Source organism: Asticcacaulis sp. (assembly GCF_027484505.1).
Taxonomy (GTDB): Bacteria; Pseudomonadota; Alphaproteobacteria; order Caulobacterales; family Caulobacteraceae; genus Asticcacaulis.
Genome location: NZ_JAIXSV010000181.1, coordinates 1 through 12,592, shown reverse-complemented (window position 1 = coordinate 12,592; position 12,592 = coordinate 1). Strand labels below are relative to the sequence as shown.

Genomic DNA, 12,592 nt, shown 5'->3' with positions numbered 1-12,592 from the left:
TTCCACACGGCGCCATTGCTTTCCAGCACCTCGCACCACAGCTTTTCGAGCCTGAGGACATTAAAAGCGTGCTCGATCATCTGAAATTCGACCCACGCCCCCAGCCCCTTACCGCGCGCGGTGGTTTCGGCCAGATAGAAGGCCCAGGCCGCCTTTTGCGACAACAGGTCGATATCGACGAAATTGGCCAGCCCGACCGGCTGCCCGTCCCATTCGATGATGAAATAGCGCCGCGTCTCATTGCCGCTTAAGGCCTCAAACCACGCCTCATGCCGCTCACAGGGGATCAGGGTGTCGGTGTACATGTAGCGGCGCACCTCTTCGCGATTGCGCCAGTCAAACAGGCGCTCGCGGTCTTCGGGAGCCAGCGGCCGCAGGGTGGCCAGAGAAGGTGACGCCAACATGGGACTACATCTTTCACAGACGGGACCCTGTGAGGATAACACTGTGCGGTTAACATCACGTTCGCAGCGCTTTAGCCGCCCTAAACCCACTCTGCACAAAGCATCGCTTTCCTTCGCAGCGGGCGGGGACTAAAAGCCTCTTCAAAGAGGCACTAGGGTCCAAACCCGATCAGGGTTTGCGGCGTGATATGAGCGCAGATGGTTCCGTTTCAGGAGCAAAATCGCAGGAAGGGTTACCCCTTTCAAGATTATGCGACGCCAAACGGGGCGATCTGCGCCATACCCCTTCGGGGCGCGGTGACTTTTGCGCCCGGAGACGTCGATTGTCGCTTGTGGAGGTCACTCCACGGCGCGCCAATCTCCTGTCCGGACACAAAAGTCACGTTGCGTCACGTCCGAAACCTGATCGGGTTTGGACCCTAAACCCTCATCTTTTGAACCGCCGCGGACTCTCCTTTATGCTCGCACTGCCGCTCTCCTGGCCGCTCGAAGGCCGGCGCGTCGTCCTGATCGGGACGGGCGACTGGCTTGCGCGTAAGCTGACCCTGCTGCGGCGCACCCCGGCGACCTTGAGCGTCTATACGCCGGATGATGAGACGACCTATGAGGGCGTGGTGCCGGAACGCCGCTGGCCCACCGTCGAAGACCTGAGCGACGCCACCTTTGTCATCGTGGCGTTTGAGGATCGCGCGCTGGCCGAACAGGGGACGGCGCTGGTGCGCGCGGCGCATAAGCCACTCAATGTCGTCGATAATCCTGATCTCGGCGATTTTCACGTCCCGGCCATTATCGACCGCGGCCCGCTGTCGATCGGCGTGGCCACCGGCGGCACGGCTCCGGTTCTGGCCCGCGAAACGCGTCGCCGCATTGAGGCCGCCGTGCCACCGTCCGAAGCGCAACTGGCCGAATTTGCCCTGCGCCTCAGCCCGCACCTGCGCGCCCTGTTGCCCAATGTCGATGCCCGCCGCCGCTTCTGGGAAAGCGTGCTGGAGTCCGACGCGGCGCGTCTGGCCCGCGAAGGCCGCATTGATCAGGCTGTCGAAATCGCACTCGCCGCCGCGCGCAATCCGCAACCGCGTCAGGGCGTCGTGCATCTGGTCGGGGCCGGTCCCGGCGATCCGGAGCTTCTGACGCTGAAGGCCCTGCGCCTCCTGAGCGAAGCCGATGTCATCGTCTATGACCGGCTGGTCGGCGACGGCATTATGGACATGGCGCGCCGCGACGCTGAACGCTTTTATGTGGGGAAGGCGCGCTCCAACCATTCGGTGCCGCAGGATCAGATCCACAGCCTGCTGGTCGAACAGGCGCGGCTGGGCAAGCGCGTTGTGCGCCTCAAAGGCGGCGATCCGTTCGTCTTCGGGCGCGGCGGCGAAGAGGTCGAAGCACTGAAAGCGGCGGGCATCGAAGTCCATATCACGCCGGGCATTACGGCGGCCCTGGGCTGCGCGGCCTCAACCGCTGTGCCCCTGACGCACCGCGATCATGCGCAGAGCGTGTCCTTTATAACTGGGCACGCGAAAGATGGGGATTTCGAGCACAACCCGCTGGCGCTCGACTGGGACCGGCTGGCGGCGCACAACCATACGCTGGTCGTCTATATGGGCATCCACACGGCCCAGACGATTTCTGAAAAGCTGACCCAGCACGGGCGCGCGCCCGATACGCCGGTTCTGGTCGTCGAAAACGGCACCCGACCCGACGAAGTTTGCAGACTGACCTGTCTGTCTGATCTGCCGAAAACCCTGCGCGCCGATCCGCCCAAGGGCCCGGCCCTACTCATTATCGGCGAAGTCGCCGCCCTTTATCAGCCGACGGCCGCGCACCCCGCCGTCGCCGAACCTGCGAGGATTGCATGAAACTCCTGACCGCCAATCGCCTGACCGATGGTCTGGTGCTGTGGTATGCCGGAGGCCCGGATCTGTCGGGCTGGACCGAAGACGCGGCGCTGGCCACCCGCCTTGAGGACGAGGCAGCAGCGGCCCTGCTCGAAGAATGGAAGGCGCGCGAAACCGAAGTGGTCGCGCCCTACCTCGTGCCGCTCGTTGATGAGAATACCCTGGTCAAGCGCGAATATGTGCGTGAGCACGTGCGCGCCAATGGCCCTACCGCGGGTCAGACCGCCTTCGACACCGCCCGTCAGCACCAGCGCGGAGAGGTTTTCTAATGTACGTTTATGACCAGTTCGACCACGCCATGGTCACCGCCCGCAACGCCGAATTCAAGGATCAGGTCGAACGCCGCCTGAAGGGCGAGCTGAGCGAGGATCAGTTCAAGCCCCTGCGCCTGATGAACGGCCTGTACCTGCAACTGCATGCCTATATGCTGCGTATTGCCGTGCCCTATGGCGTGCTGTCGTCGCGTCAGATGCGCACCTTCGCCCATATTGCGCGCACCTACGACCGCGATTTCGGCCACTTCACCACGCGCCAGAACATCCAGTTCAACTGGATCAAGCTGGCCGACACGCCGCAGATTCTCGAAGACCTCGCCGCCGTCGAAATGCACGCCATCCAGACGTCAGGCAACTGCATCCGCAACACCACCACCGATCAGTTCGCCGGGGCGGCGAAGGATGAGATCGACGATCCGCGTCCGTGGGCCGAGCTGATCCGTCAGTGGTCCACCTTCCACCCGGAATTCACCTTCCTGCCACGTAAGTTCAAAATCGCCATCACCGGCGCGACGCGCGACCGCGCCGCCATCCGCGTGCACGACATCGGGCTGCAACTGACCGACAAGGGCTTTGATGTCTATGTGGGCGGCGGCATGGGTCGTACCCCGCATCTGGGCCACCTCATTAAGTCGGGCTTGTCCGGCGAAAAACTGCTCAGCTATCTCGAAGCCGCGCTGCGCGTGTATAACCGGTATGGCCGCCGCGATAATATCTATAAGGCGCGTATCAAGATCCTCGTCTCGGCGCTTGGTCCGCAGGAATATGCGCGTCAGGTCGAAGAAGAATGGGCGACGCTCGATCAGGCGCAGATCGACGCCCCGCACGCCGAAATCGCCCGCATCAAGAGCTTCTTCCCGCAGCCGGCCTATGCCGATAAGGCGTTTGACGCCGCCGCGCTGGACCGCACCAAGGCCGCCGATGCCGGTTTTGCCCGCTGGGTGCGCAACAATACGCTGGCCCACCGCCGCGACGACCACGTGTCGGTGACGATCTCGCTGAAACCGACCGGCCTGCCGCCGGGCGATGCCTCTTCGGCACAGATGGACGTGATGGCCGATGCCGCCGATCGCTTCGCCTACGGCGAATTGCGCGTCAGCCATGAGCAGAATATCATCCTGCCGCACGTCGCCAAAGCCGATCTCTATGACCTCTATCGCCTTCTGGATCAGAACGGTCTGTCTTCTGCCAATGTCGGTAAGATCACCGACATGATCGCCTGCCCTGGCCTCGATTACTGCTCGCTGGCCAATGCGCGCTCAATCCCGCTGGCGCAGGACATTTCGCAGCGCTTTGCCGACGCCGAACTGACCGATAAGATCGGCGATCTTCAGATCAAGATTTCCGGCTGCATCAATGCCTGTGGTCACCACCATGTCGGCCATATCGGCATTCTGGGCGTCGATAAGCAGGGCGAGGAATTTTATCAGATCCTGCTGGGTGGCCGCGCCGATGAGCAGGCCGCGCTGGGCGTCATTACGGGCAAGGGCCTGAGCGCCGAAGCCGTGCCTGCCGCGCTGGAGCGCCTGATCAAACTCTATCTCGAACTGCGCACGGATGAGACCGAGCGCTTCATCGACACCGTGGGCCGCCTTGGCCGCGACGCCTTTGCCGGAGCCCTGCATGAGCCAGCTTAATTCTTCCCACGCGCCGCAACTGGTCAGCGATCAGGGCGAGGTGCGCGCCAATGGCTGGACCCTGCTGGCCGACGATGAGGCCATCGGCGTCGATCAGGCGGTACTGAGCTTTGCCCGCGCCGTCAATGAACTGGATGGGCTGAATGGCCGCTACGGTGTGCGCATTGCGCCGGGCGACGATGTTCGCCTGCTGACGCCTTTCCTGTCCAAGATTGCGCTGATCGAGGTGGCCTTTCCGGGCTATCGCGACGGGCGCGGCTATTCGACCGCGCGCATCGTGCGTCAGGACTTAGGCTTTGACGGCGAAATCCGCGCCGTCGGTGACGTGCTGCGCGATCAGCTGTTCTGGATGATGCGCTGCGGCTTCGACAGCTTCCTGCTGAAGGACGCCGACCCGGCGGGGGCAATTGCCTACGCCCGTTCTCTGTACAAAACTGCCTATCAGTCCGCCGCCGACGGTCTGAAACCCGTATGGGCCCTGCGCCATCCCGCGTAAGGGTTCGGAGTCCGTTATGACTGTGCTGATCAATAATCTGGTGGCCGATACGCCTGACCACGAACACGCGCGCAAGCTGTCGGCGAAGTACGAAGGCTGGAACGCCGAGTCGATCCTGCGCGACACCATCGGTCAGGAGTTCGCTGGCAAGATTGCCCTCACCTCGTCCTTCGGGGCCGATGCGGTGGCGCTTCTGCATCTGGTGGCGAAGATCGACCGCACCACGCCGGTCATCTTCCTCGATACCGACCGCCATTTCTTTCAGACCCTGCAATATCGCGATGAGCTGGTCGAGGCGCTGGGGCTGACCAACCTCACCAATCTGCGTCCGGCGCTGGAAGACATCCGCGCGCTTGATCCGAAAAACACCCTGTTCCAGAGCGACCCGGATGCCTGCTGCGATTTCCGCAAGACGAAGCCTCTGGCGGCGGTGACAAAGGACTATGCGGCGTGGATTTCCGGCCGCAAGCGCCATCAGGCCGCGACGCGCGCCAACCTGTCGGTCGTGGAATTTGACGGGCGCAATTTCAAGATCAATCCGCTGGCCAACTGGACGGCGCAGGACGTGGCCGACTATATCCGCGCCCATAACCTGCCGGAACACCCGCTGGTGGCGCAGGGCTATCCGTCGATTGGCTGCTTCACCTGCACCAAGCCGGTCGAAGAGGGTCAGGACGCCCGCTCAGGTCGCTGGGCCGGTCAGGACAAGACCGAATGCGGCATCCACCTCAATGTCTATGACGACGGCGAGGGCATCTGACGTCTCTTTGCACGGGCCATTCTTCTCTCCTCCCTGTGCGAAGCATGGGGAGGTGGATTTTGCCGAAGGCAAAAGACGGAGGGGGGCGACTCCGCGTGTCGCACCGCACAGTTGCCTGCTTACGGTCAGGAAAGTGTGTCCGTTGTACAGAGACGCGTTCACTTCCGTCGATACGTCGTCTCGCATACCCTTGGCACAGAGAGCAGAGACGAGTCGAAAGAATAAAACCTAGAGCGCAATCCGATAAAGTGGATACCACTTTTCGGAAAAATTGCGCGACTAAACAAAAACTTAGAGCCATTCGGCGGCTCAACGTAGCCGACGAATGCTCTAGGCTGCGGTGACGAATTAACGTTTGCGGCCTCCCTCCTCCCCATTTTATGGGGAGGTGCCGAGTTTACGAGGCGGAGGGGTATCTTCACGAGGAGGTATACCCCTCCGTCAGCGTCGCTTCGCTCGCTGCCACCTCCCCACGAGTGGGGAGGAGAAATAACCGAATTAAATCTTAAATCGTCACCGCAGCCTAATGCGAGGCCCCGTCCCATTGACGAATAGTCAAGCTGGCGACATCCACATCCGGCACGCAGCGCAAATTGATCGCCGTCATCTCCTTGCCGTCCGGACCGATACCTTCGCTAAAAGGCGCCACGCCGCAGACATCGCAGAAATAGTGCTTCAAACGATGCTGATTGAACGTATAGACAGACAGGTCTTCACGCGCACCATTTAACCTAAAATCGGCACGCGGCACAAAGGCCAGCAAACTGCCTCTGCGTCGGCATAGCGAGCAGTTACAGTCGATAGCGGTTGTGAATTCGCCGTCGGCCTCAAACGCGATCTTGCCGCAATGGCAGCTTCCGGGATGCGTCGGCATGGTGCGTCTCCTGTTTTATCCATGTAAACCGAGGGCGCAGCGAAAAGCCAGAGCGCACAGCGGAAAAGACGTCAAAACGCCCCTGCCTTCACCACAGTGAGACGCGTCTTACGGCGCGACGAAAAACGTCTTCGAGCAGTATTCGCACGTGATATGCACCTGACCGTCCGGTTCCAGCATGTCCGATTGTTCATCGGCTGAGAAGGAACGCACCAACTCCTCGACGCGGGTTTGCGAACAGCGGCACAGCTTGGCGATCGGCTTGGGTGGCGACAGGCGCACGCCGTCTTCGTGGAACAGGCGATAGAGCAGACGCTCAGCCTCCAGCTCGAAATCGGTCAGCTCCTCTTCGCCCAGCGTCGCAAACAGGGCGCGCACGTGCTCAAACGCCTCGCGCGTATCGCCGCGGCTGTCGTCGCCGGCCAGCGCCTGAATCATCGCCCCGGCGGCGCGCCAGCGTTCGCCTTTGGGCGTCGTTTCGCGCGACACGGCCAGCTTGATCTGCGTCGGAATCTGCTCAGACTGCGCAAAATAGTGCTCGGCACACAGGGACAGGGAATCGCCCTCAATCGGCGTCACGCCCTGATAGCGATCGCCCATGCCGTCGGGCTCCAGCGTCATGATAAAGGTGCCCTGACCCAGCAATTGCTGCGCCCCCAGCGACTGAAACTTGCCGGCATTTTCGGCCTCAAGTGCCTTCAGCTCCTCCGGATCGAAGCGGCAGAAGCCACGCAATGAACCGCGCGTATCGTAATCCGCCACGACGTAGCGCACCACGCCCTGCCCCTGCGCCTGCATGATCAGCCGTCCCTCGAACTTCAGCGCCGAACCGACCATGACGGCCAGCACGCAGGCTTCACCGAGCAACGTCGCAATGGCGTCCGGATAGGCGTGGGCGTCAAGAATGGCGTTCAGCGTTTCGTCGAGGCGCACCAGACGCCCATGCACGGGAAGCGTGTCCAGCACAAAACGGGCGGCATAGTCCTGCGACGGCAAAGGATAGGAGGTCATCGAAAATCACACAAAAAGGCACATAGGCGGCGGAGATAGTTTCAACCTTGACCGGTTTCAAGGCATTACTGCGGCAATACTGCTACCTTAGCCGATCCGCCCGGTCAAAAAAAGCCGAAGACGCGGGAAATACTGACAAAGGCGGTTGTCTTGCGGGGGCTTTTGGCCTAATCCCGCGCATAAATTTGGTGGCTTTAGCGACCCGTCTTTATCCCCTCGGACATGATTATGCACATGGCTCCCGCAAGCGTAAACCTCGCGACACTCGTTCTCGATTTCGACTCGACCTTCACGAAGGTCGAGGCGCTCGATGTGCTGGCGGAGCAGCTCTTTTCGAGCGATCCGGCGCGCCTGACGGACCTGAAGTCGATCAAGGACCTGACGGACCTGGCCATGTCGGGGGAGATCGGTTTCGGTGAGGCCCTGCAACGCCGTATCGCGATCCTGAAACCGTCGCGCCCCGATATTGAAGCGCTGGCTGAGGCCTTAAAAGCCCAGGTGTCGGCCTCCATCGCGCGCAATCGCAAGGTGTTTGAGGAAAACCCCGGCAAGATTCGCATCATCTCCGGCGGCTTCCACGAATTTATCGACCCCGTCGTGGCCGAATACGGCATCAAGCCGGAGCACGTGCTGGCCAACCGTCTGGTCTTCGGCGACGACGGCGTGGCCACAGGCGTCGATCAGGACAATCCGCTGTCGAAGGACGGCGGCAAGATCGTGGCGCTCAGAAGCTGGGCCGACCTGTCCGGGGCCATTGTGATGGTCGGCGACGGCTGGACCGATTACGAGGTCTATCAGGGTGGCGCGGCGGATCGCTTCTACGCCTTCACCGAAAACGTCAGCCGCGAAAAGGTCGTGGCCGCCACCACCGCCAGCGAGGCCACACAGGTCGTCGCGTCGTTCGACGAAGTGCTGCATAACGAAGGCTACGAAGGCCGCTATTCCTTCCCGCGCTCGCGCATGAAGATGCTGCTGCTGGAAAACGTCCACCCGGTCGCCGTCCAGCATTTCCGCGATGAAGGTTACGACGTTTCGACGCTGAAAGGCGCACTGGACGAAGACGATCTGATCGAGGCCATTGCCGGCGTGCACGTTCTGGGCATCCGCTCCAAGACCAATGTGACGCGCAAGGTGCTCGACGCCGCTGACAAGCTGATGGCCATTGGCGCCTTCTGCATCGGCACCAACCAGATCGACCTCAAAGCCGCGTCGGAAAAGGGCGTGGCCGTGTTCAACGCCCCCTATTCCAACACCCGTTCGGTGGTGGAAATGGTCATGGGCCTGACGGTCATCCTGACACGGAACATCTACGACAAGTCGATCCAGATGCACACCGGCAAGTGGGACAAGTCGGCCACCGGCGCGCACGAGGTCCGTAACAAGACGCTGGGCATTATCGGCTACGGCGCCATCGGTTCGCAGCTTTCGGTGCTAGCCGAAGCCTTCGGCATGCGCGTCATCTATTACGATGTCGCCGAAAAGCTGACCATGGGCAATGCCAAACGCTACCGCACCATGGACGCCGTTCTGGCCGAAGCCGATGTGCTGTCGCTGCACGTCGATGGGCGCGCCGAAAACAAGAACATCTTTGGCAAGGCGCAGTTTGCCAAGATGAAGGACGGCGCGCTGTTCATCAACCTGTCGCGCGGCCACATCGTCGATATCGAGGCCCTGGCCGAAGCCGTCCGTACCAAGAAGATCTACGGCGCGGCGGTCGATGTCTTCCCCGAAGAACCGCGCACCAATGACGATCCGTTTGAAAGCCCGCTGATGGGCCTGCCCAATGTCATCCTGACGCCGCACATTGGCGGCTCGACCGAAGAGGCGCAGGAAGCGATCGGTGAGTTCGCTTCAGAGCGTCTTTTGAACTTCATCAGCCGTGGCGACACCACCTTCTCGGTCAATATGCCGAACGTGCAACTGTCTGAGGTCGAAGGGCGTCACCGCTTCCTGCACATCCATCAGAACGTGCCGGGCGTCATGGCGGCGATCAACAACATCATCGCCAAGTACAATCTGAACATTCTGGCGCAGCACCTGAAGACCAATGAGCAGTTGGGCTATGTGATCGTCGATGTGGACCGCGGCTATTCGCGTGAGGCGCTGGATGAGCTGAAGGCCGTCACGGGTACGCTGAAGTTCCGCTCATTGGTGTAGGAGGCACGGGGCCGGATGGCGACTTCCGATGCGTTTCCCGCCGTCTTTCAGGCTCTGCGAAGCCTGATGATCGAGGCGGCCCCCGACATGGTCATCACGGCCGATACCGACTGCTGCCTGACGCTCAAAACGACGTGGACCGAGGCGCGCACGGGTGAACCGGCGTGGTTCGGCTGGCTGGCGCTCAAAAAATCCTACGTGGCCTATCACCTGCTGCCACTTTATTCCTTGCCGGAACTGAATGCGCGTGTGCCCGCAAGCCTTGAAAAGAAGCGGCAGGGCAAGACGTGCTTTGGATTCAAAACCATCGACCCGGCGCTGTTTGATGATCTGCGCGCCCTGACCGCCGCTGCGGCCGCTCAGGAAGAGGCATTAAAAGCCGCTATAGGCTGACACAGAAAAGGCCCCCGCCAACTGGCTGAGGGCCTTTTCTGTATTGAGAGCCTTAATCCAGAAAGAACACATCGTCCTGCGGCGGCGGTGCATCCAGTCCGGCGAGACGACGCCAGGCCTTCCATACGGGTTCCGGCACGCGCGGCGGGCGGGCCCCATTGGGGTCGAGCTTCTGCACAAAGCTGAAACGCAGGCCCATCTTGTGCGGCTGGGTCCATACCGGTGAGCCGAACTTGACCACCTGACCGGCCACATCCAGCAGCCACAGATCACCGGCGTTTTGCGGCATGTCCTTGACCAGAACCTGCGCGCCGGAGGCACTCTGGTTGACGATGTCGCACACAACCTCGGTGCCGCTGGGCAGCAACAGCAACGCGCCCGACGCCTTGCAGTCAAAACGCGGCTCGGCGCGGCGGTTGAGGAACTGCTGAAACGGCTGAATCACCTCTACGCCCGCTTGCGGCGAGGTCACGGAAGGCGAGGGAGAACGGCCGTCTGAAGCAGACATGGGGTTAGAGGTCTTTCGCGGGGAAGTTGGGTTAAGGTAGTACACAGCCATTTATAAAAGGTTCTTTTTATAGATGTGGTCAGGCACGGCTGTGCTTACGCACAACCCAAGCCCGGAGATGACGAAAACGCGACGGATTATCGAAAAACGCTGAAAGCAGCCGGTGAGGCCGGGTACTGAACGCCAATAAGGCAACTCACCGGGATTGCGGCGAACCTTAAGGCGCAGCGGTGAAGACTTCCTTTACGGGGGTTGACTTTTCCACCGCCGCATCGCATATGGCGTTTTGCTGCGGTGCAATGCCGCACCTGACTGGCCGCGTGAGGTCGGGCGACCCTAGTATCGTGAATTTGAAGTTCGCTTCATTCTGATATCGAGAGCCGGGCGAACTTCAAATTCAAAAAACGATACTAGATACAATAAGTGGCTAGTGTCCTGTGAATCTGAAATTCGCCAGAGGACGATATCAAGCACATGCGAATTTCAGATTCAGGACACTAGCTGTCCCGACAAGCCAGTTTTAACGGATGACAGATGTGCGAACCCTGTTCGCGCTTGATAATCTTTAAAAATTTAACCCGAGAGCTAAGACACGCGCTGGCCTCATCCGAAACCGCCCGCTACGCCAAAAAAGCGCGTCCGGGCCGAAGGATGGTGTGCGCCGGTCATATTGCCGGGTGTGCGCGCATCCGTATTGAAAGCGCATCGTCTTGACGACCTTCAAAGATCTGGGCCTCTCGGCCAGCCTGCTGTCCACCCTCGAAAAAGAGGGCTATCACACCCCTACCCCCATTCAGGCGCAGGCCATCCCCATACTGCTGAACAAGCATGACCTTCTGGGTATCGCCCAGACCGGTACAGGCAAGACGGCGGCCTTCGCCCTGCCCATCCTGCACCACATCCTCAGCAACCGCATCATCCCCGCCCCGCGCTCGTGCCGCGTGCTGGTCCTGTCGCCGACGCGCGAACTGGCCACGCAGATTGCCGACAGCTTCAAGGCCTATTCCAAGGGTCTGGGGCTTCAGATCGCCACCATCTTCGGCGGCGTCAAGTACGGCCCGCAATATAAGGCGCTGCAAGGGGGCATCGACATTCTGGTCGCCACGCCGGGCCGCCTGATCGACCATATCGAGCAGAAGACCATCGACCTGAAGGCCGTCGAACACCTCGTCCTCGACGAAGCCGATCAGATGCTCGACATGGGCTTCATCAAGCCGATCCGTCAGGTCGCTTCGCGCCTGCCGGCTCAGCGTCAGAACCTGTTCTTCTCGGCCACCATGCCGAAGGAAATCGCCGGTCTGGCCAACGAGTTGCTGACCAATCCGAAGAAGGTCGAGATCACGCCGGAGGCCACCACGGCCGAACGCGTCACCCAGCAGGTTATCTTCATCGAGCAGCAGCGCAAGCGCGCGCTTCTGTCGGAACTCTATGCCGATGAGAAGCTGGCCCGCACCCTGATCTTCACGCGCACCAAGCGCGGTGCTGATCGCGTCGCCGCCTATCTGCAAGCCGGTGGCGTCGAAGCCGCCGCCATCCACGGCGACAAGAACCAGTCGCAGCGTGAGCGCGCGCTTCAGGCCTTCAAGGCCGGTCGCGTCCGCGCGCTGGTGGCCACCGACATCGCCGCGCGCGGTATCGACGTCGATAACGTCACCCACGTCATCAATTACGAACTGCCTTTCGTTGCGGAAGCCTATGTGCACCGCATCGGTCGTACCGCCCGCGCCGGCAAGGAAGGCCATTCGATCACGCTGGTCGCCGATGATGAGCGCAAGCTGCTGAAAGACATCGAGCGCATCACGCGTCAGCGCATCCCGTCGTGGGACCGCCGCAAGGATCAGGCGCTGAAGCTGCTTGACGAGGCCATCCTGGCGTCAGGTCAGACCGAAAAGCCGAAGACGCCGGACCGTGTCGTCGAAAAGACCGCCCGTCACCTCGACCCGGACGCCGAGCGCGTGCACAAGCGTTCGCGCAACCGTCCTAATCGTGACGAGCGCCGCGGCAATGGTCGCGCCAGAGACGATAATGCCGACAACAGCCGCGGTGAACGCACCTTCGGCAAGAAGGACGCCTTCGGTAACCGTGCCGAGCGTCAGGCCCGCAATGAGCGTCCGGAACGCACCGAGCGTTACGACCCGATGGCCGCTGAGCGCGCGCCGGTCAAGGCCGCCCGCGACTTCCC

12 protein-coding genes and 1 pseudogene are annotated in these 12,592 nt (G+C 61.3%); 9 read left to right on the top strand and 4 right to left on the bottom strand.

The window, feature by feature from the left end; genetic code table 11:
- On the bottom strand, positions 1-404 hold a 404-nt coding region (pseH, locus tag Q0072_RS11185; RefSeq protein ID WP_298329858.1), incomplete at its 3' end, for a UDP-4-amino-4,6-dideoxy-N-acetyl-beta-L-altrosamine N-acetyltransferase.
- A 458-nt stretch (positions 405-862) separates the two neighbouring features.
- Here pseH and cysG point away from each other — a divergent pair.
- From cysG to Q0072_RS11160, 5 genes are read left to right on the top strand one after another with little or no spacing between them, the layout of a single operon-like run.
- Positions 863-2,260 carry a siroheme synthase CysG gene (gene cysG / locus Q0072_RS11180; RefSeq protein ID WP_298329855.1) on the top strand — a complete coding sequence of 466 codons (1,398 nt, stop codon included), beginning with the start codon at positions 863-865 and terminating at the stop codon, positions 2,258-2,260.
- Positions 2,257-2,568 carry a DUF2849 domain-containing protein gene (locus tag Q0072_RS11175; protein WP_298329852.1) on the top strand — a complete coding sequence of 104 codons (312 nt, stop codon included), beginning with the start codon at positions 2,257-2,259 and terminating at the stop codon, positions 2,566-2,568. The genes cysG and Q0072_RS11175 overlap by 4 nt, the downstream gene beginning before the upstream one ends.
- Complete coding sequence (locus tag Q0072_RS11170; RefSeq protein ID WP_298329850.1) at positions 2,568-4,211, top strand: nitrite/sulfite reductase; 1,644 nt, start codon at positions 2,568-2,570, stop codon at positions 4,209-4,211. The genes Q0072_RS11175 and Q0072_RS11170 overlap by 1 nt, the downstream gene beginning before the upstream one ends.
- Positions 4,198-4,707 (top strand): DUF934 domain-containing protein, encoded by a 510-nt coding sequence (locus Q0072_RS11165; protein WP_298329847.1) that lies wholly within the window; start codon positions 4,198-4,200, stop codon positions 4,705-4,707. The genes Q0072_RS11170 and Q0072_RS11165 overlap by 14 nt, the downstream gene beginning before the upstream one ends.
- 16 nt (positions 4,708-4,723) lie before the next feature.
- A complete protein-coding gene (locus Q0072_RS11160) occupies positions 4,724-5,467 on the top strand; it encodes a phosphoadenylyl-sulfate reductase (RefSeq protein WP_298329844.1) in 744 nt (247 codons plus the stop codon).
- A 523-nt stretch (positions 5,468-5,990) separates the two neighbouring features.
- Here the strand turns inward: Q0072_RS11160 and Q0072_RS11155 are convergent.
- Both Q0072_RS11155 and Q0072_RS11150 read right to left on the bottom strand, forming a co-directional pair.
- Positions 5,991-6,341, bottom strand: coding sequence for a GFA family protein (locus tag Q0072_RS11155; RefSeq protein WP_298329840.1), 351 nt, complete (start codon positions 6,339-6,341; stop codon positions 5,991-5,993).
- Positions 6,342-6,449: 108 nt separating this feature from the next.
- Positions 6,450-7,352: an Hsp33 family molecular chaperone HslO gene (locus tag Q0072_RS11150; RefSeq protein WP_298329838.1), complete on the bottom strand. Its 903-nt coding sequence runs from the start codon at positions 7,350-7,352 to the stop codon at positions 6,450-6,452.
- Positions 7,353-7,574: 222 nt separating this feature from the next.
- Between Q0072_RS11150 and Q0072_RS21925 the strand changes: the two are divergent.
- From Q0072_RS21925 to Q0072_RS11140, 3 genes and pseudogenes are all read left to right on the top strand, one after another.
- A pseudogene (locus Q0072_RS21925) lies at positions 7,575-8,132 on the top strand (HAD-IB family phosphatase); the annotation flags it as partial.
- Between the two features lie 132 nt (positions 8,133-8,264).
- Positions 8,265-9,509, top strand: a complete 1,245-nt coding sequence (gene serA / locus Q0072_RS21920; RefSeq protein ID WP_366941800.1) for a phosphoglycerate dehydrogenase — start codon at positions 8,265-8,267, stop codon at positions 9,507-9,509.
- 15 nt (positions 9,510-9,524) lie between these two features.
- On the top strand, positions 9,525-9,902 hold the full coding sequence (locus Q0072_RS11140; RefSeq protein ID WP_298329833.1) for a hypothetical protein: 378 nt from the start codon (positions 9,525-9,527) through the stop codon (positions 9,900-9,902).
- A gap of 52 nt (positions 9,903-9,954) precedes the next feature.
- Here Q0072_RS11140 and Q0072_RS11135 read toward each other — a convergent pair whose 3' ends face one another.
- Positions 9,955-10,410 (bottom strand): PilZ domain-containing protein, encoded by a 456-nt coding sequence (locus tag Q0072_RS11135; RefSeq protein ID WP_298329829.1) that lies wholly within the window; start codon positions 10,408-10,410, stop codon positions 9,955-9,957.
- A gap of 710 nt (positions 10,411-11,120) precedes the next feature.
- Between Q0072_RS11135 and Q0072_RS11130 the strand changes: the two genes are divergently transcribed.
- Positions 11,121-12,592, top strand: a 1,472-nt coding sequence (locus Q0072_RS11130) for a DEAD/DEAH box helicase (protein WP_298329825.1), incomplete at its 3' end; no start/stop codon positions are given.

Bases quoted from the DNA above. Each gene is read 5' to 3' on its own strand.
- Q0072_RS11150 (WP_298329838.1), bottom strand. From the start codon at position 7,352: ATGACCTCCTATCCTTTGCCGTCGCAGGACTATGCCGCCCGTTTTGTG.
- Q0072_RS11165 (WP_298329847.1), top strand. From the start codon at position 4,198: ATGAGCCAGCTTAATTCTTCCCACGCGCCGCAACTGGTCAGCGATCAG.
- Q0072_RS11170 (WP_298329850.1), top strand. From the start codon at position 2,568: ATGTACGTTTATGACCAGTTCGACCACGCCATGGTCACCGCCCGCAAC.
- Q0072_RS11175 (WP_298329852.1), top strand. From the start codon at position 2,257: ATGAAACTCCTGACCGCCAATCGCCTGACCGATGGTCTGGTGCTGTGG.
- Q0072_RS11155 (WP_298329840.1), bottom strand. From the start codon at position 6,341: ATGCCGACGCATCCCGGAAGCTGCCATTGCGGCAAGATCGCGTTTGAG.
- Q0072_RS11160 (WP_298329844.1), top strand. From the start codon at position 4,724: ATGACTGTGCTGATCAATAATCTGGTGGCCGATACGCCTGACCACGAA.
- cysG (WP_298329855.1), top strand. From the start codon at position 863: ATGCTCGCACTGCCGCTCTCCTGGCCGCTCGAAGGCCGGCGCGTCGTC.
- Q0072_RS11135 (WP_298329829.1), bottom strand. From the start codon at position 10,410: ATGTCTGCTTCAGACGGCCGTTCTCCCTCGCCTTCCGTGACCTCGCCG.
- Q0072_RS11140 (WP_298329833.1), top strand. From the start codon at position 9,525: ATGGCGACTTCCGATGCGTTTCCCGCCGTCTTTCAGGCTCTGCGAAGC.